This window comes from Microbispora hainanensis (assembly GCF_006874475.1).
GTDB lineage: Bacteria > Actinomycetota > Actinomycetes > Streptosporangiales > Streptosporangiaceae > Microbispora > Microbispora hainanensis.
The window spans coordinates 1-21,929 of the sequence record NZ_VIRM01000026.1 but is presented as its reverse complement, the minus strand read 5'-3'; the positions used below and the strand labels follow the sequence as shown (position 1 = coordinate 21,929).

The 21,929-nt window shown below is 70.7% G+C and carries 16 protein-coding genes; 12 read left to right on the top strand and 4 right to left on the bottom strand.

What is annotated here, in order from left to right:
- The first annotated feature begins 9 nt into the window (after positions 1-9).
- The 3 genes from pheS to FLX08_RS21095 are packed head-to-tail and all read left to right on the top strand — an operon-like array spanning position 10 to position 3,977.
- Positions 10-1,110 carry a phenylalanine--tRNA ligase subunit alpha gene (gene pheS, locus FLX08_RS21105; protein WP_142620608.1) on the top strand — a complete coding sequence of 367 codons (1,101 nt, stop codon included), beginning with the start codon at positions 10-12 and terminating at the stop codon, positions 1,108-1,110.
- On the top strand, positions 1,110-3,680 hold the full coding sequence (locus tag FLX08_RS21100) for a phenylalanine--tRNA ligase subunit beta (protein WP_142620607.1): 2,571 nt from the start codon (positions 1,110-1,112) through the stop codon (positions 3,678-3,680). The genes pheS and FLX08_RS21100 overlap by 1 nt, the downstream gene beginning before the upstream one ends.
- Before the next feature lie 51 nt (positions 3,681-3,731).
- Complete coding sequence (locus tag FLX08_RS21095; protein ID WP_142620606.1) at positions 3,732-3,977, top strand: hypothetical protein; 246 nt, start codon at positions 3,732-3,734, stop codon at positions 3,975-3,977.
- An 8-nt stretch (positions 3,978-3,985) separates the two neighbouring features.
- Here FLX08_RS21095 and FLX08_RS21090 read toward each other — a convergent pair whose 3' ends face one another.
- The 4 genes from FLX08_RS21090 to FLX08_RS21070 form a co-directional block, all read right to left on the bottom strand.
- Positions 3,986-7,165 carry a penicillin acylase family protein gene (locus FLX08_RS21090; RefSeq protein WP_142620605.1) on the bottom strand — a complete coding sequence of 1,060 codons (3,180 nt, stop codon included), beginning with the start codon at positions 7,163-7,165 and terminating at the stop codon, positions 3,986-3,988.
- Positions 7,166-7,622: 457 nt separating this feature from the next.
- Positions 7,623-8,738, bottom strand: a complete 1,116-nt coding sequence (locus FLX08_RS21080; protein ID WP_142620604.1) for a polysaccharide deacetylase family protein — start codon at positions 8,736-8,738, stop codon at positions 7,623-7,625.
- Between the two features lie 347 nt (positions 8,739-9,085).
- A complete protein-coding gene (locus FLX08_RS21075) occupies positions 9,086-9,451 on the bottom strand; it encodes a nuclear transport factor 2 family protein (protein WP_142620603.1) in 366 nt (121 codons plus the stop codon).
- A gap of 85 nt (positions 9,452-9,536) precedes the next feature.
- The gene (locus FLX08_RS21070; RefSeq protein WP_142620602.1) at positions 9,537-11,192 is read right to left on the bottom strand and encodes a class I adenylate-forming enzyme family protein; all 1,656 of its coding nucleotides are present in this window, start codon (positions 11,190-11,192) and stop codon (positions 9,537-9,539) included.
- Between the two features lie 272 nt (positions 11,193-11,464).
- On the opposite strand from FLX08_RS21070, the gene argC reads away from it, so the two are divergent.
- From argC to tyrS, 9 genes are all read left to right on the top strand, one after another.
- Positions 11,465-12,487 (top strand): N-acetyl-gamma-glutamyl-phosphate reductase, encoded by a 1,023-nt coding sequence (argC, locus tag FLX08_RS21065; protein ID WP_142620601.1) that lies wholly within the window; start codon positions 11,465-11,467, stop codon positions 12,485-12,487.
- 28 nt (positions 12,488-12,515) lie between these two features.
- On the top strand, positions 12,516-13,670 hold the full coding sequence (gene argJ / locus FLX08_RS21060) for a bifunctional glutamate N-acetyltransferase/amino-acid acetyltransferase ArgJ (RefSeq protein ID WP_142620600.1): 1,155 nt from the start codon (positions 12,516-12,518) through the stop codon (positions 13,668-13,670).
- Positions 13,667-14,620 carry an acetylglutamate kinase gene (gene argB, locus FLX08_RS21055; protein WP_142620599.1) on the top strand — a complete coding sequence of 318 codons (954 nt, stop codon included), beginning with the start codon at positions 13,667-13,669 and terminating at the stop codon, positions 14,618-14,620. The genes argJ and argB overlap by 4 nt, the downstream gene beginning before the upstream one ends.
- Positions 14,621-14,661: 41 nt before the next feature.
- Entirely contained in the window at positions 14,662-15,807 is a 1,146-nt protein-coding gene (locus FLX08_RS21050) for an acetylornithine transaminase (protein ID WP_244312795.1), read from the top strand.
- Positions 15,808-15,940: 133 nt separating this feature from the next.
- The gene (gene argF, locus FLX08_RS21045) at positions 15,941-16,870 is read left to right on the top strand and encodes an ornithine carbamoyltransferase (protein WP_244312787.1); all 930 of its coding nucleotides are present in this window, start codon (positions 15,941-15,943) and stop codon (positions 16,868-16,870) included.
- Positions 16,867-17,451, top strand: a complete 585-nt coding sequence (locus FLX08_RS21040; RefSeq protein ID WP_244312786.1) for an arginine repressor — start codon at positions 16,867-16,869, stop codon at positions 17,449-17,451. Before argF ends, FLX08_RS21040 begins: the two co-directional genes overlap by 4 nt.
- Before the next feature lie 411 nt (positions 17,452-17,862).
- Positions 17,863-19,275: an argininosuccinate lyase gene (gene argH / locus FLX08_RS21035; protein WP_142620685.1), complete on the top strand. Its 1,413-nt coding sequence runs from the start codon at positions 17,863-17,865 to the stop codon at positions 19,273-19,275.
- Positions 19,257-19,940 (top strand): DNA-3-methyladenine glycosylase, encoded by a 684-nt coding sequence (locus FLX08_RS21030; RefSeq protein WP_142620596.1) that lies wholly within the window; start codon positions 19,257-19,259, stop codon positions 19,938-19,940. Before argH ends, FLX08_RS21030 begins: the two co-directional genes overlap by 19 nt.
- Positions 19,941-20,072: 132 nt before the next feature.
- Positions 20,073-21,338: a tyrosine--tRNA ligase gene (gene tyrS / locus FLX08_RS21025; protein WP_142620684.1), complete on the top strand. Its 1,266-nt coding sequence runs from the start codon at positions 20,073-20,075 to the stop codon at positions 21,336-21,338.
- The last annotated feature ends 591 nt before the right edge of the window (positions 21,339-21,929 follow it).

Genomic DNA, 21,929 nt, shown 5'->3' with positions numbered 1-21,929 from the left:
AGCTCTCTCTTGTCGAACACCTATGACCCGGTCGAGGTGACGCCGCTGCACGCCGACGAGGTCGCGCGGGCACAGGCCGACGCGCTCGCCGCGATCGCCGCGGCGCGCGACCTCGACGATCTGAAGCAGGTTAGGCTCGCGCACGTGGGCGACCGCTCGCCCATCGCACTGGCGAACCGTGAGATCGGCGCACTGCCACCCGCCGCGCGCGCCGAGGCGGGCAAGCGGATCGGCGCCGCGCGCAAGGCGATCGGCGAGGCGCTCGCCGCCCGCCAGGCCGAGCTGGAGGCCGAGCGGGACGCGCGGGTCCTCATCGAGGAGACCGTCGATGTCACGCTGCCCTGGGACCGCGCGCCGCGCGGCGCCCGGCATCCGCTCACCACGCTGCAGGAGCGCATCGCCGACGCGTTCGTGGCGATGGGCTACGAGGTGGCGGAGGGCCCCGAGCTCGAAGGCGAGTGGTTCAACTTCGACGCGCTGAACATCGCCCCCGATCACCCGGCCAGGTCCGACCACGACACGTTCTTCGTGGAGAGCGTCGACTCCGGCAAGGTGCTGCGCACGCAGACGTCGCCGGTGCAGATCAGGGCGCTGTTGTCGCGCCCGCTGCCCGTCTATGTGGTGTCGCCGGGCAAGACCTTCCGCACCGACGAGCTGGACGCCACGCACACGCCGGTCTTCCACCAGGTCGAGGGCCTGGCGGTCGACAAGGGGCTGACGATGGCCCACCTGAAGGGCACGCTCGACCGGTTCGCCGAGGTGATGTTCGGCGCGGGCATCACCACCCGCTTCCGGCCGCACTACTTCCCCTTCACCGAGCCGTCGGCCGAGCTCGACCTGCGCTGCTTCGTCTGCCGCGGCTCCTCGGCGGTGCCGGGCAACCCGCCCTGCCGCACCTGCAAGTCGGAGGGCTGGATCGAGTGGGGCGGCTGCGGCATGGTCAACCCCCGCGTGCTGCTGGCCTGCGGCGTCGACCCCGCCGTCTATTCGGGATTCGCCTTCGGCATGGGCGTGGAGCGGACGCTGATGTTCCGCCACAACGCCGAGGACATGCGTGACATGGTCGAGGGCGACATCCGGTTCACCCTGCCGTTCGGGATGGAGGTCTGATGAAGGTCCCGCTTTCATGGCTGCGGGAGTACGTCGATCTCCCCGCGGTCACCGCCCAGGAGGTGGCCGACCGGCTCACCGCCGCCGGCCTCAAGCTGGAGGCCATCCACTCGCACGGCCACGAGATCAAGAACGTCGTGGTCGGCCGGGTCCTCGAGATCGAGGAGCTGACCGGGTTCAAGAAACCCATCCGGCACTGCAAGGTCGAGGTGGGGGAGGCGACGCCGCGCGAGATCGTCTGCGGCGCGACGAACTTCTCCGTGGGCGCCGTGGTCCCGGTCGCGCTGCCCGGCGCGGTGCTCCCCGGCGGCTTCGAGATCGGCTCCCGCAAGACCTACGGGCGCCTGTCCGACGGCATGATCTGCTCGGAGGCCGAGCTCGGCATCGCCGAGTCCTCCCCGGGCATCCTGCTGCTGCCGGAGGACACCCCGATCGGCGCCGACGTGGTCGAGCTGCTCGGCCTGCGTGACGACGTGCTCGAACTCGAGGTCGCCACCGACCGCGGCTATGCCCTGTCGATCCGCGGCGTCGCCCGTGAGGCGGCCATCGCGTTCGGCGTGCCGTTCCGCGACCCGGCCGCGACCGAGGCGGAGTCGGGCGGCGGCCAGTCGTGGCCCGCGGCGATCGAGGACCCCTCCGCCTGCGACCGCTTCGTGCTGCGCTCGGTCACCGGCTTCGACCCGGCCGCCGAGTCGCCGCTGTGGATGCGGGTGCGGCTGGCCCGCGCCGGCATGCGCTCGGTCTCGCTGGCCGTCGACATCACCAATTACGTGATGCTGGAGCTCGGCCAGCCCCTGCACGCCTTCGACCGGTCGCGCCTGTCCGGCCCGGTCGTCGTACGGCGGGCTCGCCCCGGGGAGACCCTGGAGACGCTCGACCACGTGGTGCGGACGCTCCACGAGGAGGACATCCTCATCACCGACGACTCGGGCCCGATCTCCATGGCCGGCACGATGGGCGGCCTGCACACGGAGATCTCCGACACCTCGACCGACATCGTCATCGAGGCGGCGCACTTCTCGGCCACCGGCATCGCCCGTGAGTCGCGGCGGCACAACCTGGTGAGCGAGGCGTCCAAGCGGTTCGAGCGCGGCGTCGACCGCGAGCTGCCCCTCGCCGCGTCGTGGCGTGCCGTCCAGCTCCTGGTCGAGCTGGGCGGGGCCGTCGCCGACCCCGGAGTGACTCACACCCAGGTGGACGTCTCGCCGGTGCGGATCACCATCCCGGCCGACCACCCCAGCCGTGTGGCGGGCGTGACGTACGACCGGGAGACCGTGATCCGCAGGCTGGAGCAGATCGGCTGCACGGTGACGGAGGGCGCCGCCCCCGCCGCCACGGCCGGCCACGGCGTCGCGGCCACCGGCGTGCTCGCCTCCGGCGACCTCGCCGGCCGGCTGGCCGTCCCCGGCGACGACCTGATCACGGTCACGCCGCCGACCTGGCGTCCCGACCTGACCGACCCGAACGACCTCGCCGAGGAGGTCATCCGGCTTGAGGGGTACGACCGCATCCCGTCGGTCCTGCCGCCGGCCCCGGCCGGGGGCGGGCTGACCGAGGCGCAGCGGCTGCGCCGCCGGGTGGGCCGCGCCCTGGCCCACGCGGGATACGTGGAGGTGCTCGCCTACCCGTTCATGGGGCCGCGCGACCTCGACAACCTGCTGCTGCCCGAGCAGGACCCCCGCAGGCGGGCGACCCGGCTGGTCAACCCGCTCAGCGAGGACGAGCCGTTCATGCGGACCACGCTGCTGCCGGGCCTGCTGAAGACCCTGGTGCGCAATGTGGGCCGTGGCCACAGCGACGTGGCGCTGTTCGAGTCCGGGCTGGTCTACCGGCCCGAGCCGCAGGCGCCCGCGACGGCCCCGGTCCTCCCGGTCGACCGCAGGCCCACGGAGGAGGAGCTGGCGGCGATCGAGACGGCGCTGCCGAGGCAGCCGCTGCGGGTGGCCGTGGTGCTGGCCGGAGAGTTCGAGCGCTCCGGCTGGTGGGGCGAGGGCCGGCAGGCGTCCTGGGCGGACGCCGTCGAGGCGGCCCGCACGGTCGCGCGGGCGGCGGGCGTGGAGCTCGGCGTCCGGGCCGACCAGCATGAGCCGTGGCATCCGGGGCGGTGCGCCGCGCTGACCGTCACCGATGCCGAGACCGGTGAGACGGTGCTGGCCGGCCACGCGGGCGAGCTGCATCCGCGGGTCGTCGAGGCCTACGGGCTGCCGCCGCGCACCTGCGCGATGGAGCTGGAGCTGTCCCTGCTGACCCCCACCGGGCCGGTGCAGACGCCCGCCGTGTCCGCCTACCCGGTGGCGACGCAGGACGTGGCGCTGACCGTCGCCGTCTCCACCCCGGTCGCCGAGGTCGAGGCCGCCCTCCGGGAGGGGGCGGGTGAGCTGCTCGAGTCGATCAGGCTGTTCGACGTCTACACGGGCCCGCAGGTGGGCGAGGGCAACAAGTCCCTGGCCTACACGCTGCGGTTCCGGGCGCCCGACCGCACGCTCACGGTCGAGGAGACCACGGCCGCGCGTGACGCCGCCGTCGCCCTCGCCGCCGAGCGCACCGGAGCCCAGCTCCGCGGCGCCTGAGTAATGATCACCTGGGCGTGATCGCCCGCGGCCGTCTCTCCCGGAGGAGTGGTGCGTCACCTGCTGGTGTTTCCCGAGCGGGACAGCGCGGAGGAGTCGGCCGAGACCGTCGCCGAGTTGTTCCCGGCACTCGGCGTTCCCGGCGTCGTCCGTGAGCTGCTCGCAGGCGAGGACGACGCCGAGGACGCCCAGTGGGTGGTCGTCGTGGACGACCCGGACGGCGCCCTCGGCCCGGCGGACCTGGCCCGGCTCGATGTCCTCGCCGACGAGGGCGAGGGCTGGCGCGAGCCGGGCTGACCGCCGTGCTATCTGCCGTACACCTCGAAGGAGTACAGCGAGTAGCCGTAGCCGGTGCCGCGCTTGACGCCCTGCATCCGCACATAACGCGCGCCGGTCGGGGCGAACGCGACGTTGTCCACGCCGCCGTCGCCCGTGGTCGTCTGCGCGACGGTGGTCCACGTGGAGCCGTCCGCCGAGGTCTGGATCCGGTAGGACGAGCCATAGGCCGTCTCCCAGCGCAGGATCACCCGTCCCACGGTCTTCGCCGAGCCGAGATCGACCTGGATGTACTGGTTGTCGCTCCACCCGCTGGCCCATCGGCTCGCCGGGTCCCCGTCGACGGCCTTGGCGGCGGTGTAGGAGTCCTGCGTGCTCGACGCGCTCGCCGTACGGCCCAGGGCGAGGTCGGTCACGTCGTCGCCGCGGTGCGCGGGGAACGAGACCACCTGCTGGTAGGTCGGCCGGTTCTGCCAGGAGATCAGCGAGTGCTTGACGCCGCCGAGCGGCGACTGCCGTACGGCGTCGGCACACCACTGGTCGCCCGCCGAGCAGGAGTCGTCACCCGGGTAGGTCGTCGCCGCCGGTTCGGCCAGCGCCGCCGCCAGGCTGTCCAGCAGGACCGTACGGCAGGCCGCCACGGTCGCCCCGCAATACCTCGCCGGCAGGGGAGCGGCCACCGGGTCGCCCAGCACGGCCCGGATGTCCTTGTCCACGTAGCCCCACCAGCCGTACTGGAACGACGACCCCTTGTGGGGCTGCGCCTCGTTGGCCGAGCCGGGCAGGGAGGAGACGTCGCCCTGCTGGTGCCCGGACGGCGACTCGTTGATCTGCAGGGCGTTGACCAGTGCCTGATAGAGCCCGTCGCCCAGCCCGGGGCGGAACTGGGCCCGCACCAGCTTCGGCCACCAGGCGTCGAAGATCCGGATGGCGTCGGCGTGGGCGTACTTCTTGCTGCCCGTGCTCGTCTCCTCCCGCTTGGCGCCCGCGGCGGCCCAGGCGGACAGCTTGGAGACGGCCGAGGCGAGGGCGGGGTCGGAGACGGACGTGCTGCCGACCACGCGCAGCAGCGCGGGCAGCACCTTCCATCCGCGCAGGTCGGTCGTCGCCGCCGACGCCATGATCTTCACGACCCCGGCGCGGTCGAGGGTGCCCGAGGACAGGGCCGCCTTGACCGGCGCGTCGAGCAGATCGGCCCGGTGCACCGCCCCGAAGCTGAAGTTGCCGTCGGCCGCGCCGAAGTCCTTGGCCTGCTTGTTGTTCCAGCTCACGAAGTAGTCCTGGTCGACCGCCTGCGGGTGCGCCGAGGGCGGGAGGTAGGACGCGGTGTTGGCCGCTGGATCGAAGCCGCTCCACTCGTGCGCGGCGTCGCCCGACATGGGCAGGTTCGGGTCGGACTCCGGTGACCGCACGGGGACGTTGCCGGACATGAAGTACGCCGCGTCGGTGGAGTTCACGTAGAACCAGTTGAACGCGAAGCCGATGGTGGAGGCCGAGCCGGCGAAGGCCGCCGCCGAGCCCATCTCCGCCGGGTCGTTGAACATCTGGAAGCCGATCGCCGAGTCCGCCTCGTGCTGGTAGGTCGAACGCAGCGTGGTGAACGCCGTCGGCACGCCGCCGACCGTGCCCCGCCAGGTGACCAGGCCATACGCGGTGCGCTTGACGACCAGGTCGTACGAACCGGCGGCGGTGGAGTCGGCCGTGTTGGGCTTCCAGGAGTTGGTCTTCTTCAGCGTCTCCATCGGCGTGCACACGCCGTGGTAGAGGTAGTGGTCGCTGGAGACCGCAGGCGTGCCGCCGTTCGGGTCGCACAGCGTCACGGCGTAGGTGTCGGTGATGTCCTCGGCGGCCGAGGTGGCGCTCCAGGCGTAGTCGGTGCCGCGTCCGAGCAGCACGTAGAGGTTGAGCCCGGCGAAGGCCGCGCCGCGTGCCCGGATGCCGGGCCCGGACAGCTCCTCCAGCATGAGCAGTTGCGGCGCGAAGTAGCCGGTCTGCGGGCCGAACACGGCGATCGGGTGGCCGCCGGTCGCCTTCGCGGCCGAGACCACGATCGCGTTGGACATCTCCGGCTTGGAACTGTCCACGGTGAGCCCGGTCAGCGCGCTCTTGACCTGCGTGGTGGCGGACCTCGCGGTGCCGGTCTCGTTGGCCGTGATGTCGACCGGCGTGGTCGTGCCCGCGTCGGGCAGCACCACTCCTGTCGCGTCGGCCGGCGCCGTTCCGAAGGGGAAGCTCTGGCCGCCGTGCAGGGTCAGCACGGTCTCCGGGTCGTTCTGCGCGCGGAACGCCGCCCACACCTGGTCGCCCTCGGCGGCGCCGTACTTCGCCCGCGCGGCCACGCGTACGAGGGCCGACTGCATCTCGGCGCCGCCGCCCCCGCCGAACAGGCCGCCGATCACGCCGGAGATCGCGATCAGGTCGGTCATCCGGAAGTCGTCCGGGCCGCCCTTGTTCGTGATCGCGTCGAGGTGGCCCGTGAGCACGTACTCACCCGGGCAGTCGCGGCCGGCCATGCAGTGGTCGATGTACGCGTTGATCCCGGCGACGTAGTTCTGCACGTCCGAATAGAGCTGGGCGCCCCGGGTCCCGGCCGTCTTCAGCCGGTCGAGCTGGGCCTGGAGGTCGGCCTCGGTGTAGGGGGAGTTGCGCCAGACGCTCTGCTCCAGCTCCCTGTTTCCGGCGGCGCCGCCGGCGAACGGCGTCAGCTCGCCCCGGCCGACGTGGCGCATGAGGTCCATCAGCCACAGCCGGTCCTGCGCTCCGGCGTATCCCGCGCCGAACATGGTGCCCTCGCGGGTGGTGCCGGTGATGTGCGGGACGCCGGTCGCCTTGTCGCGCACGATGGTGACGTCCGAGCGCGGCCTGACCGTGCTCTCGACCTGGTTCGCCGGCACGCCGAACGTGCTGTCGTTGAAGAACGCGGAGATCTGCTCGTCGGTCAGGCCGGTGTAGCCCGAGAGCAGGCCGGAGTATTTGCCGAGCTGGTCTTTGCTGTGGGCCGGATAGGTGCCGAAGGCCTGGTTGCCCAGGATGTCCACGAGGGTCGCGTTGCCGTTCTGGCCGGGCGGCAGGATGTCGGCGCACTGGCCGAGGCAGTAGTCGTCGGGCGGGTAGGAGGGGGCCGCGGCGGCCGGCGTCGCCGGGAGGCCGACGGCGACGAGGGCCAGCGCGGCGGCAGCGATGATCGCCCGTCGAAGGCGCGCGTGCATGGGGGAACTTCCCTTCGCGATGTCGGGGGGTGAAGGGACCGAGGGTGGTGCTGTTCACGCGCGTGAATATGAGCGGTGCTCAACTCTGGACGATACGCGCGGGTAACCAGAGGATCAATGGGGGAAATGCCCGCCGATGAGTCCGAGGCCGCCGGGGCCGCGGGGGTGCCGGCTCGCGAGGGGGAATGCCAGAAGTGGGCGATCCCCGCCTCGGCGTAGAGCTGCGGCTTGCGCTTGCGATCCCGCTCCTCCCAGGAGGGCTTTCCGCGACGGCGCCGGGGCCTGAAGGAGGCCTGGACAACGGGAAGGTGCGGCGCTCCTGGGAAGCGCCGCACCGTTCCGGGCGGTCAGCCCATGCGGCAGGAGACCGACGGCCAGGTTCATACGACAAAGGGGTAGCCGGGTCGTGGCCCGCGGTGCGCCGGGGGTGTTCCGCACCGCGAGCCACAGGTCCCAGCTATCTGTTCCAGGTCCACTTCTGGTTGTTACCGCCGTGGCAGGAGTAGAGCTGGATCTGGGTGCCGTTGCCGGTGCCCTGTCCGACCGCGTCCAGGCACAGCCCGGACTGGACGCCCTGGATGCTGCCGTCGGAGTTCACGCGCCACTTCTGGTTGTCGCCGCCCCAGCAGGAGTAGATCTGGACCTTGGCGCCGTTGCCGGTGCCGGCCGCATCCAGGCACTTGTTGCCGTACACCCGGATCTCACCGGCGGAGGTGGAGCTCCAGGTCTGGTTGGTCTGGCCGTTGCAGTCCCACAGCTGCACCTGCGTGCCGTCCGAGGTGCTCGCGTTCGGCACGTCCACGCAGCGGCCCGAGGCGACACCCTTGATCTGCCCACTGCCACCCCCGGAGGTGGGAGTCGCGCTGGGCGACTGCGGGTTGGTCGGGGATGGGGAGGCGGGTCCGCTGCCGTCGGGGGCGACGGCGCGTCCGGTGGTGGGGGAGATCATGCCGGCGCAGAGGTTGCGGCTGCGGAGGTTGGCGGCGATCTGGGGGATGGCTTGGACGGTTGTGGCGTATTGGTCGTGCATGAGGATGATTTGGCCGTTTTGGAGTCGGCCGGCGGCTTGGACGATTTGGGAGGTGCTGGCGCCGTTCCAGTCTTGGGAGTCGACGTCCCAGATGATTTCTCGGAGGCCGAGCTGCTGTTCGACGGATTTCAAGGTGGAGTTGGTCTCGCCGTAGGGCGGGCGGAAGAGTTTGGGGGCTTGGCCGGTGGCCTGCTGGATGGCCTGCTGGGTCCGCTGGAGTTCGGATTGGATCTGGGAGCTGCTCATCTGGGTGAGGTGGGGGTGGCTCCAGCTGTGGTTGCCGACCCACATGCCGGCGTCGACTTGGGCTCGTACGAGGGATTGGTTGTTTTGGGCGTTTTGGCCGATGTTGAAGAAGGTGGCGCGCAGGCCGTTGGCCTTCAGGGTGTTGAGCAGGTTGGTGGTGTTGCTGGGGTTGGGGCCGTCGTCGTAGGTCAGGCCGACGTATCCGGCGCTGCAGTCGGCGGCTTGGGCGGCGGTGGCGGAAAGGGTCACGGTCGCGAGCGCCGCGGTGACCACGCCCGCGAGCGCCGTGGCGAGCATTTTCCGTAACCCTGCACGTCGTGTGGGGGGTGCGGCGCTGTCGGCCATGTCTGCTCCTCCGATCGGGGGGAGGGCCGGACGGCGCGTGTTCGCCGGTAGGGATGCGCCGCCCGGCCCCGGGGTTCGCCGGGGCAACATTCTGGGAAGCGCCCTTGAAACATGTCAAAGATCTGCCGAAACGTTTCTAGTCGAGAGTCCGTGAAAGATGGCCTGTAATGCCGGAACACCGATGAAGTTTTCAGGCCGATGAGCACTTCGCCTGAGGACCGTACGGCTCCCAGGCGACCGGCCTTCCGGAGCCGCCCGGGAGTGGACGTCCCGGGCGGGCTCCGGAGCCCAGGAACACGTCAGGCGGGGACCTTGTCCAGGAAGCCGTACACGTTCCGGATCCGGCCGTCCTCGGCGAGGGCCACGACGTCGAATCCGATCACCACGGGCTCCGCCGCGCCTTCGGGGGCGAGGTGCCAGGTGAAGCGCGCGATGTGGTGGTGGCCGTCCACCGGGCCGCCCAGGGTGAACACGAACCCGGGGAACATCTCCTGCGCTCCGGCGATCACCGCGGCGATCCCCTCGTGCCCGGCGACGGCGGCCAGCGGGTCGGTGTAGCCGCCGTCCTCGGTCCACAGCTCGGCCACCGCCTTCGCCCTGGCCTCGGCGTCGCGCTCGTTCCAGGCGGCGATGTAACGCTCGGCCAGGGCGGTGTAGTCGGTCATTTCCACTCCTTCGGGGATGTCTTCGTGACGACACGTGAACGGTGTCACGCAGCCCCGAGGAGCGGCGATTACGCGGCAGGTAATGCTAGAGACCGAGGGTCTCCTTGCGCAGGTGGGTCTTGAGCACCTTGCCGCCGGGGTTGCGCGGCAGCTCGGCCTCCCTGAACCAGAACCGCACCGGCACCTTGAACGCCGCGATGCGGCCGCGCAGGAACTCCTGGAGCTCCTCGCCGGTGGCGTCCGCGCCCCGCTTGAGCCGTACGACCGCGCCGACCTGCTCGCCCAGCTCGTCGTCGGGGATGCCGATCACGGCCGTGTCGTCCACCGCGGGGTGTTCGAACAGGGCGGCCTCGACTTCGGCGCAGTAGACGTTCTCGCCGCCCCTGATGACCATGTCCTTGGCGCGGTCGACGATGTAGACGTAGCCGTCCTCGTCGATACGGGCCAGGTCGCCCGTGTGCAGCCAGCCGTCCACGAACGTCTCCGCCGTGGCGTCCGGGCGGTTCCAGTAACCCATGATCACGATCGGTCCGCGGATGCACAGCTCGCCGACCGCGCCGGGCGGCAGCTCGGCGCCGAGCGGGTCGCAGATCCTGACGTCCACGACGGCGAGCGGCAGCCCGATGCTGTCGGGCTTGGCCAGGTAGTCCCTGCCGCTGTTGTAGATCGCGAGCGCCGTCGTCTCGGTCATGCCGTACCCGTTGGCGGGCGTGCGGTTCGGCAGCGACTCGGTGATCCGCTCCAGCAGCTTGGGCGGGGCCGGGGCGCCGCCGTACGAGACGGAGCCGAGCGAGGAGATGTCGTGCTTGTCCAGGTCAGGATGCGACAGCAGCTGCCAGGCGTTGGTCGGCACGCCGCTCATCACGGTGACCTTCTCGCGCTCGATGAGCTCCAGGGCCCGCTTGGGGTCCCACTTGTACATGAGCACCAGCCCGCCGCCGCTGAACATCGTGGTCATCAGTACGGCGAAGCACCCGGTGACATGGAAGAGGGGCACGGTCAGCAGGGTGATCCTGCGCTTTTCCGCCGCCGCGGCCACGTCCCTGCCGGCCATCGCCACCGTGCGCATCATCGCGTACGCGACGGTCATCGGCGCCTGGCCGAGGTTGCGGTGGCTGCCGAGGGCGCCCTTGGACCTGCCGGTCGTGCCGGAGGTGTAGAAGATCGTGGCGGGGTCGTCGGGGCCGAGCTCGACCTGCGGCAGCGTCACGTCGGCGCGGACCTCGCCGAGGACCTCGGTCCAGTTGGCCCCTTCACCACGGGTGACGATCATCGGCAGGCCGCTGCCGGCCATCCGCGCGGCGCGCTCGCCGTCGGCGATCACGACCTTCGCGCCCGAGTCGCTCAGGCCGTATTCCAGCTCCTGCTCGGTCCACCAGGCGTTGAGCGGTACGGCCACCGCCCCCGCGGCGAGCACGGCGGAGAAGGAGACGATCCATTCGGGATAGTTGCGCATGGCCACGGCGACGCGGTCGCCCTTGCGCACGCCATAGTCGTGCACCAGGCGGTGGGCGAGCGTCGCGGCCAGCCGGAAATGCTCCTCATAGGTGAGGTGCTCGTCCTCGTAGACGACGAACACCTTGTCCCCATGAAACCGAGTGATCTCCAGCAGGGCCCGGAAGGTCGCAGGGGCGTGCTTCCACGCCCGGATCTTGTGACCGCCGACCTCGACCTTTTCCATCTCGAAGAGCTGCCCGGGCGCCGTGAGCTGGGCCTGGACCTGTTCGTTCGTGATCGTCATGCTGGCGCACTCCCGGACTCGTTCGTTAACCGGATGTTTCACGATACCGACCGGTAGGTACGTCGGCTAGATGTCCATCCTTCGGAACGCGGCTTGCATGCTCATGCTTTGCGATGCATACTCTCTACACCAGCAAGAACATGAGGTCTGCTGCATGATCATGCAGGGGATCGCTGAAGACAGGTCCCTGAGGGCAGTGATCACTGGGGACAGGGATCATTGAAGACAGGGCTCAGTGAAGAACAGGGCTCAGTGAAGAACAGGGGGCGCGGATGAGGGCGGCCATCGCCGGAGCCAGCGGCTACGCGGGAGGAGAGCTGCTCCGTCTGCTGCTCGGACATCCCGCTGTCGAGATCGGCGCCCTGACCGCCGCGTCCAGCGCGGGCAGCAAGCTCGGCGCCCACCAGCCCCACCTGCCGTCGCTGGCCGACCGGGTGATCGAACAGACCACCCCCGACGTGCTCGCCGGTCACGACGTCGTCTTCCTCGCCCTCCCGCACGGCCAGTCGGCCGCCGTCGCCGCCGAGCTCGGCGACGGCACGCTCGTCGTCGACTGCGGCGCCGACTTCCGGCTGACCAGCGCGCACGAGTGGACGGCATTCTACGGTGGCGTCCACGCCGGCACCTGGCCCTACGGCCTGCCCGAGCTGCCCGGTCAGCGCGAGGTCCTGCGCGGCGCCCGGCGTATCGCCGTCCCCGGCTGCTATCCGACTGCCGCGACGCTCGCGTTGTTCCCCGCCTTCGCGGCCGGGCTGGCCGAGCCCGACGTCGTGGTCGTCGCCGCGAGCGGCACCTCCGGAGCCGGCCGGGCGCCCAAGGCCCACCTGCTCGGCAGCGAGGTCATGGGCTCGGTCAGCGCGTACGGCGTGGGCGGGGTGCACCGGCACACCCCCGAGATGGAGCAGAACCTGTCGGCGGTCGCCGGACGGCCGGTCCGGGTGTCGTTCACGCCGACCCTCGCGCCGATGAGCCGCGGCATCCTCGCCACCTGCACGGCTCCCGCCGTCGCGGGTGTCACCCGCGCCGCGCTCCGGGAGGCGTACGAGACGGCGGTGAAGGACGAGCCGTTCCTCCACCTGCTGCCCGAGGGGACATGGCCGGCGACCGCGATGACGGTCGGGGCCAACACCGCGGCCCTGCAGGTCACCCTCGACGAGCGGGCCGGACGGATTGTGGCCGTCGTCGCCGTCGACAACCTCACCAAGGGGACCGCCGGCGGCGCGATCCAGAGCGCCAACCTCGCTCTCGGCCTTCCGGAAGAAGTCGGCCTTCCCACCAATGGAGTCGCCCCGTGATGAAGATCGTCCCCTGTGAGGAGCGCGCATGAGTGTGACTGCACCCCTGGGTTTCCGCGCCGCAGGAGTCGCCGCGGGGATCAAGAGCGGCGGCGCCCGCGACCTGGCCCTGGTCGTCAACGACGGCCCCTCGCGTGCCGCGGCCGGTGTCTTCACCAGCAACCGCTTCAAGGCCGCGCCGGTCCTCTGGTCGGCTCAGGTGCTCGCAGGCGGCCGGGTGAAGGCCGTCGTCCTCAACTCCGGCGGTGCCAACGCCTGCACCGGCCCGCTGGGCTTCCAGGACACCCACGCCACCGCCGAGAAGGTGGCGGAGGTCCTGGACGACTCCGCGGCCGAGATCGCGGTCTGCTCCACCGGCCTGATCGGCGAGCGGCTGCCGATGGACGCGCTGCTCGGCGGCGTGGGGACCGCGGCCGCCCAGCTCAGCCGCGACGGCGGCCTGGCGGCGGCCGACGCGATCCGCACCACCGACACCGTCAGCAAGATCTCCTTCCGCCGTGGCGAGACCGGCTACATGGTGGGCGGCATGGCCAAGGGCGCCGGGATGCTCGCGCCCGCGCTCGCCACGATGCTGTGCGTGATCACCACCGACGCCGGCCTCACGTCCGAGGAACTCGACACGGTGCTGCGCAGGGCGACGTCCGTGACGTTCGACAGGCTCGACACCGACGGCTGCATGTCGACCAACGACACCGTGCTGCTGCTCGCGAGCGGAGCGTCGGGTGTGCGCCCCGACCTCGCCGAGTTCGAGAAGGTCGTCACCGCCGTCTGCGCGGACCTGTCCCGGCAGCTTCTGGTCGACGCCGAGGGCGCCACGAAGGCGATCGCCATCGAGGTCGTCGGCGCGGCGTCGGAGGAGGACGCGGTGGCGGTGGGCCGGGCGGTCGCCCGCTCGAACCTGCTCAAGTGCGCCATCCACGGTGAGGACCCCAACTGGGGCCGCGTGGTCAGCGCGGTCGGCACCACGGACGCCGTGTTCGACGCCGATCGGGTCAACGTGGCGGTCAACGGCATCTGGATCTGCCGCGGCGGCGCGGCGGGAGACGACCGCGACAAGGTCGACCTGCGGCCCCGCGACGTCACCATCACCATCGACCTGTCCGCCGGCCCGCACACCGCGACCGTGCACACCACCGACCTCACGGCGGCGTACGTCCACGAGAACTCGGCGTACTCGTCATGAGCGTCAGGCGGAACGGCGCCCTGGACAAGGCGCACACCCTGATCGAGGCGCTGCCCTGGCTCGCGCGCTTCCACGGCGCGACCGTCGTCATCAAGTACGGCGGCAACGCCATGACGGAGGAGCACCTGCGGGCCAAGTTCGCGGCCGACGTGGTGTTCCTGCGCTACGCGGGCCTGCGGCCGGTGATCGTGCACGGCGGCGGCCCGCAGATCCAGTCACACCTCGATCTGCTCGGAATCGACAGCCACTTCGTGTCCGGGCTGCGGGTGACCACACCCGAGGCGATGCAGGTTGTCCGTATGGTGCTGGTCGGCCAGGTCAACCGCGACGTGGTCGGGCTGATCAACGGGCACGGACCGTTCGCGGTCGGCATGTCCGGCGAGGACGCCCACCTGTTCACGGCCGAGCGCAAGCACGTCGTGGTCGACGGCGTCAACGTGGACATCGGCCAGGTCGGGGAGATCGTCCGGGTCGAGGCGGGCGCCGTCCGGGCGCTTCTCGACGACGGCCGCATCCCGGTGGTGTCGTCCGTGGCCCGTGGCGAGGACGGCGGGATCTACAACGTCAACGCCGACACCGCCGCCGCGGCCCTCGCCGTGGCGCTCCAGGCGTCGAAGCTCATCGTGCTCACCGACGTCGAAGGGCTGTACGCCGACTGGCCCAACAGCGAAGAGGTCGTCAGCCGGATCGGGGCGTCCGAGCTCGCCGCGCTGCTGCCCTCACTGTCCAGCGGCATGGTGCCGAAGATGGAGGCATGCCTGTCCGCCGTGCGCGGCGGCGTCCCCCAGGCCCACGTGCTCGACGGGCGGGTGCCGCACGCGCTGCTGCTGGAGGTCTTCACCGACGAGGGCATCGGGACGATGGTCGAGCCCGACGACGCCGTTCCGGCGGCGCGAGGCGAGACCGGAGCGACGGCGGACGGCGCCGCTAACGGGGAGGTTGCCAGGTGACCACCAACGACGAACTGCGCGCACGCTTCGAAGCGGCGTTCATGCGCAACTACGGGGTGCCGCCGGTCGCCATCGCCCGCGGCGAGGGCTGCTCGGTCTGGGATGTGGACGGCCGCCGCTACCTCGATCTCATCGGCGGCATCGCGGTGACCTCGCTGGGCCACAACCACCCGGCCCTGGCCGAGGCGGTGTCCCGCCAGGTGGCCACTCTCGCGCACACCTCGAACCTCTACCTGCACGAGCCCGAGGTGCTGCTCGCCGAGAAGCTGCTCGGCCTGCTCGGAGAGCCCGCGCGGATCTTCCTCTCCAACTCCGGCACCGAGGCCAACGAGGCCGCGGTCAAGATCGCCATCAAGTACGGCAAGACGCACGGCCGCGGCTACGTCGTGGCGACGGAGAACGGCTTCCACGGCCGCACGCTCGGCGCGCTGTCGCTGACGGGCAAGCCCTCGATCCGCGACCAGTTCGGGCCGTTCCCGCTCGACGTCCGGTTCGTCCCGTTCGGGGATGCGGACGCGCTCAAGAGCGCGGTGACCGAGGACTGTGCCGCGGTCTTCCTGGAGCCCGCTCAGGGTGAGGCGGGCGTCATACCGGCGCCCGACGGCTACTTCCGCACCGCCAGGGAGATCTGCTCCTCGGCGGGGGCCCTGTTCGTCGCCGACGAGATCCAGTCGGCCATCGGCCGCACCGGGCACTGGTTCGCCCACCAGGCGGAGGGGGTCGTCCCCGACGTCCTGACGCTGGCCAAGGGCCTCGGCGGAGGACTGCCCATCGGCGCCTGCATCGGCTTCGGCGAGGCCGGCGAGGTCTTCGCGAAGGGCGACCACGGTTCGACCTTCGGCGGCAACCCGGTCTCGTGCGCGGCGGCGCTCGCCGTGCTGGACACGATCGAGCGCGACGGACTGCTCGGCAATGTCGCGAAGGTGGGCGCACTGCTGTCCGAGGGCATCGCCTCCGTGCGGCATCCGCTGCTGAAGGGGGTCAGGGGGCGCGGGCTCTGGCTGGCGGCCGTGCTCACCGCGCCGAAGTCGGCGCAGGTGCAGGCGGCGGCGCAGGAGTCCGGGTTCCTGGTCAACGCCCTTCAGCCCGACGCGGTGCGGCTCGCGCCGCCGCTTGTCATCACCGAGTCCGACGTTCAGACCTTCCTCGACGCGCTGCCCGGGATCCTGGAGGCCGCAGATGCCTGACAACGACCTTGTGAACCCCGCCGTCCCGGCCCCGCACGGTTCCGCGGCGCGGGTGGGACAGGGCGCGGACCCGGCGCAAATCAGACAGGGCGCGGACCCGGCGCGAATCAGACAGGGCGCGGACCCGGCGCGAGTGAGACACTTCCTGCGGGACGACGATCTGTCGCCGGAGGAGCAGGCCCACGTGCTCGACCTCGCCGAGGCGATGAAGAAGGACCGGTTCGGCTACCGGCCCTTCGAGGGCCCTCGCACGGTCGCCGTGCTGTTCGACAAACCGTCCACCCGCACCCGGTTCTCGTTCGCGGTCGGCGTCGCGGAGCTGGGCGGCCAACCTCTGATCATGGACCTCGGCACCTCGCAGATGGGGCGCGGGGAGCCGATCGAGGACACCGCGCGGGTGCTGTGCCGGCAGGTCGCGGCGATCGTGTGGCGGACGGCCGGCCAGGAGCGCATCGAGACGATGGCGGCTTACTCGTCGGTGCCGGTGGTGAACGCACTCACCGACGAGTTCCACCCTTGCCAGATCCTCGCCGACCTCCAGACGATCCGGGAGCACAAGGGCTCGCCGCAGGGCCTCACGCTCGCCTACCTCGGCGACGGCGCCAACAACATGGCCCACTCCTACCTGTTGGGCGGGGCCACGGCCGGCATGCACGTCCGCATCGGGGCCCCGGTGGGCTACCTGCCCGACGCCCTGGTCGTGGCGCGGGCCGCCGAGATCGCGGCGACCACCGGCGGATCGGTCACGGTGGTGAGCGACCCGGAGGCCGCGGTGGCCGGCGCGCATGTCGTCGCGACCGACACCTGGGTGTCCATGGGTCAGGACGGCAAGGACGAGCGGATCGCGGCTTTCGCCTCCTACCAGGTGAGCGCCGCCCTGCTCGGCCTGGCGGATCCGGACGCGATCGTGCTTCACTGTCTCCCGGCATACCGGGGATTGGAAATCGCCGCGGACGTCATCGACGGGCCGCAGAGCGTGGTGTGGGATCAGGCGGAAAACCGGCTGCACGCCCAGAAGGCACTGCTGCACTGGCTGACGACGCGGGGTGCGGAGGGATCGTGACCATCCCGCTGACGAAGGCGGCCCGTCACGCGCGCATCGTGGAACTGCTGACCAGGCACAAGGTCCGCTCGCAACCCGAGCTGGCCAAGCTGCTGGCCGAGCAGGGAGTGGAGGTCACCCAGGCCACGCTCTCCCGCGATCTCGACGAGCTGGGCGCGCTGAAGTTGCGGGCCGACGACGGCACGCTGGTCTACGCCCTACCAGGCGAGGGCGGGGGACGGATACCGCTCTATCGGACTGGCGCCGTGAACGGCATGCCGGAGAACCCCGACGCGCGGCTGCGGAGGATCGCGGAGGAGCTCCTGGTGTCGGCCGAGGCGTCGGCCAACCTCGTGATACTGCGCACGCCGCCGGGAGCGGCACAGTTCCTCGCCTCGGCGATCGACCACGCGGGGTGGGAGTCCATCCTCGGCACGGTGGCCGGCGACGACACGATCCTCGTCATCAGCCGTGACCCGGCCGGAGGGAACGCCCTGGCGGAGTCCCTGCTCAGCCTGGCCACCCGCCGCACGCCCGACGTGAGCAGGCCCAAGATCGCCGTGGAGGTCCGCGATCACGGCAGCGAGAAGCGGGAACCATGACGGGCCGGGCCCATTCGCCGGCGGGCTTCGCGTGCGGAGGGCCATTCCCCATGCAATGGCAAGACCGGTGTGGAATCCGCCCGAGAAGGGCCCGCCGATCGACGTCAGCGGGAGATCGCCGAACCCGATGGATCACCACGAGATCGCGGCCGCGCGGGGCGCCCGCCAGGCCTGATTCACCCGGCATACGCCCCGGTTCCAATGCAGGGACCGGGGCGTACGTCGGCTAAGGTCGCGGATTAGTCCCGCAGAAGGATCCGCGTGAAGGATTTGCGTCGGAGATTCGGCAGACAATCCCGGAGAAGACGCAAAGACCCACATACGACGGCCCCGGGCGGGAACGGCGCGCGGTCATCTTTTCTGCAGGGACTCGAATATCGGAGGGAGAAGACGGTGGCGGACAACAAGCCGATGCGGCTCTGGGGTGGCAGGTTCGAGGGGGGACCCGCGGACGCCCTCACGCGCCTGTCGGTGAGCGTGCAGTTCGACTGGCGGCTCGCGCCGTACGATCTGCTGGCCTCGCGCGCGCACGCGCGCGTGCTGCACCGCGCCGGGCTGCTCACCCAGGAGGAGCTCGACCGCATGCTGGGCGCGCTCGACGACCTCGACCAGGCGTGCCGCAAGGGAGAGTTCCGCCCCACCGTGGCCGACGAGGACGTGCACACGGCGCTGGAGCGCGGCCTGCTCGAACGGCTCGGCTCGCTGGGCGGCAAGCTTCGCGCCGGCCGCAGCCGCAACGACCAGATCGCCACCGACCTGCGCCTCTACCTGCGCGACCACGTCCGCGTGATCGTCTCCCGGCTCGTCGAGCTGGAGACGGCGCTGATCAGCCAGGCCGAGGAGAACACCGACGTCGCCGCCCCCGGCATGACGCACCTGCAGCACGCCCAGCCCGTGTCGTTCGGCCACCAGCTCCTGGCCCACGTCCACGCGCTCACCCGCGACGTGGACCGCCTCCGCGACTGGGACAGGCGTGCGGCGATCTCGCCGCTCGGCTCGGGCGCGCTGGCCGGGTCCTCTCTGCCGCTCGACCCGGCCGCCGTCGCCGCCGAACTCGGGTTCGACGCCCCCGCGCCGAACTCGATGGACGCGGTCGCCGACCGCGACTTCGCGGCCGAGTTCCTGTTCTGCGCGGCACTGATCGGCGTGCACATCTCCCGGCTCGGCGAGGAGATCGTCCTGTGGGCCTCGCAGGAGTTCCGGTGGATCGAGGTGGACGACGCCTACTCCACCGGCTCGTCGATCATGCCGCAGAAGAAGAACCCCGACGTGGCCGAGCTGGCCAGGGGCAAGAGCGGCCGGCTGATCGGTTCGCTGATGTCGCTGCTGACGACCCTCAAGGGCCTGCCGCTCACCTACAACCGCGACCTGCAGGAGGACAAGGAGCCGGTGTTCGACGCGGTCGACACGCTGCTCCTGGTGCTCCCCGCCGTATCGGGCATGGTGTCCACGATGCGCGTCAACAAGGCCAAGCTGGAGGCCAGCGCGCCCGACGGCTTCGCCCTGGCCACCGACCTGGCCGAGCTGCTGGTCCGCCGCGGGGTGCCGTTCCGTGAGGCGCACGAGGCCGTCGGCCACCTGGTGGTGTGGTGCCAGGTGAACGACAAGGACCTCGGCGAGCTCACCGACGACGAGCTGGCCAAGGTCTCGCCGCACTTCGCCGTCGACGCCTCCGGCGCGACTGTCCGTGACGTGCTGAACGTGCACGGCGCGCTGGCCGCCCGCAGCGCCTTCGGCGGCACCGCGCCCGACCGGGTCCGCGACCAGATCGCGAACCTCCGCGATGTCGTCGACGGTCAGGCGGCATGGGCGAACGAGAGCTGATCGAAGACGTCGCGGGCGCTCCGCTCGACCGCGACTTCTTCGACCGCCCATCGGACGTGGTCGCGCCCGACCTGCTCGGCCGCGTGATCGTGCACGGGTCGGTGGCCGTGCGGCTGAGCGAGGTCGAGGCGTACGGCGGACCGGGGCAGGACCCGGCCGCCCACACCTACCGGGGCCGCACGCCACGCAACGCGGTCATGTTCGGGCCGCCGGGGCACCTCTACGTCTACTTCACGTACGGCATGCACTATTGCGCCAATCTCGTGTGCATGCCCGAGGGCACCGGCTCGGCCGTCCTGTTACGCGCCGGCGAGGTGATCGCGGGCGTGCACAGCGCGCGCATCCGGCGCATGCCGCACGCCGACGGCCCGGACCTTGAGGGGTTGGTGCGGCGCGTGCCCGACCGCGACCTCGCGCGCGGACCGGCCCGGCTCACGGTGGCGCTCGGCCTGGTCCGGGAGCACAACGGAACTGACTGCTGCTCCGGCGGTCCGATCCGGGTGCACGAGGGCCGGCCGGTGCCGTCCGGCCAGGTCAGGACGGGTCCTCGCACCGGCGTGTCGGCGGGCGCCGAGACGCCCTGGAGGTTCTGGATCGACGGCGACCCCACCGTCTCGCCCTACCGTGCCCACGTTCCCCGGCGCCGCGGCCGTGCCACGAGCTGACGCGCGGGTAAGAAGTGGCGATAAAGTTCCGTGATCAGGCAGGCTTGTACGGAAGCCCCGTACATCCACCATCGATAAGCGAAAGCCACGACCGTGACCGCAACTTCAGGCAACCTCGTGCCGACGTCGGAGATGGCTGACATCCTCGACGAGCTCGAGTGGCGCGACGTGATCGCGCAGACGACCGACATCGACGCGCTGCGCAAGGCGCTGGCCGACGGTCCGATCACCGTGTATGCGGGCTTCGACCCGACCGCACCCTCGCTGCACGTGGGCAACCTGGCCACGCTGCTGATCCTCACCCGCTTTCAGCGGGCGGGGCACCGGCCCATCGGCCTGGTCGGAGGCGCCACCGGTTTGATCGGCGACCCAAGTGGCCGCAGCACCGAGCGGGCACTGAACTCAAGCGACATCGTCGCGGAATGGGTGTCACGAATCCGGGTGCAGGTCGAGAAGTTCCTGTCCTTCGAGGAAGGACCGACAGCGGCCTCGCTGGTGAGCAACCTCGACTGGACAGCGAACCTGTCGGCGATCGACTTCCTGCGGGACGTCGGCAAGCACTTCCCCGTCAACCGCATGCTGGCGAGGGAGTCGGTCTCCGCCCGGCTCGCCGGCGAGGGGCTCAGCTACACCGAGTTCAGCTACCAGATCCTGCAGGCCAACGACTACCTCGAGCTGTACCGGCGGCACGGATGCACGTTGCAGATCGGCGGCAGCGACCAGTGGGGCAACATCACGGCCGGAGTCGACCTGATCCGCCGGGTCGAGGGCGCTCATGTCCACGCGTTGACCGGCAAGCTGATCACCAAGGCCGACGGCACGAAGTTCGGCAAGACGGCCGGCGGTGCCGTCTGGCTCGATCCCGCGCTTACCTCGCCGTACGCGTTCTACCAATACTGGTTGAACGCCGACGACCGGGACGTGGTGCGGTTCCTCAAGGTCTTCACCTTCCGTACACGGGAGGAGATCGACGAGCTGGAGAAGGCCGTGGCCGAGCGGCCGGCCGCTCGTGAGGCGCAGCGCGCCCTGGCCGAGGACCTGACCACTCTGGTCCACGGCGCCGACGAGCTCGCCCGGGTGATCGCTGCCTCACGAGCGCTGTTCGGGCAGGGCTCGCTGGCCGAACTCGACGCCCGCACGCTGGAGTCCGCCCTCGCCGAGGTGCCGAAGGCGGTCGTGCCGGCCCTGGGAGCGCCGTACGTCGAGCTGCTCGCGCAGAGCGGTCTGGTGGAGTCGAAGTCGGCGGCGCGCCGGGCCGTGAAGGAGGGCGGCGCGTACCTGAACAACACGAAGATCACCGACGAGGAGTACGTGCCCTCGGAGGACGACCTGCTGCACGGCCGATTCCTCGTCCTGCGCAGGGGCAAGAAGACGGTCGGCGGCATCGAGGTCGCCTGATCTACCGCAGTGAGCAGCCGCTTCGGTCCGAGACCGGGGCGGCTGTTTCATGCCCAAGAGTCGTTGTGGTGAAGGTAACAGTCGTATGACCTGGAGGGCGGTCGGCGCCGGAAGTTCCCGTCTGACCTAGGGTTTCGGCCATCTCGGCGTGATTTGACGGCAGACTCGGTGTTGCCTAATGTTTTCTTCGCCCCCGGGGGGTGCGGGACGCCGAAAGGCGGCCGGACCCGGCGGGCAAGCCACTCCGACAGCCACCCAGGTGAGGCGCTCGCGTCAAGTCCGGGTCGTTCGTGGCGCGGTCAGGCCGAAAGGTTTGACACGAAGCGGGCGAGGGTTTAGTATGGAGTGGTTGCCCCGAGAGGGGCGGTCACTCTAACAAGAGCATCGACCGAGATCGTGTGGCCCTCCAGGTCTGCGATACGGCGATTGTCGTAGGGTCGGCCGAACGGAAGTCATCGCCCTGGATCTCGGGACTCCATCGTGGGTTTCGGGTGATGGTGGTCGCGTCCGTTTCTTGAGAACTCAACAGTGTGCTAAAAGCCAGTGCATGAATCATGCATGACCCCGTCATAGCGGCATCCTTGGTGGTGC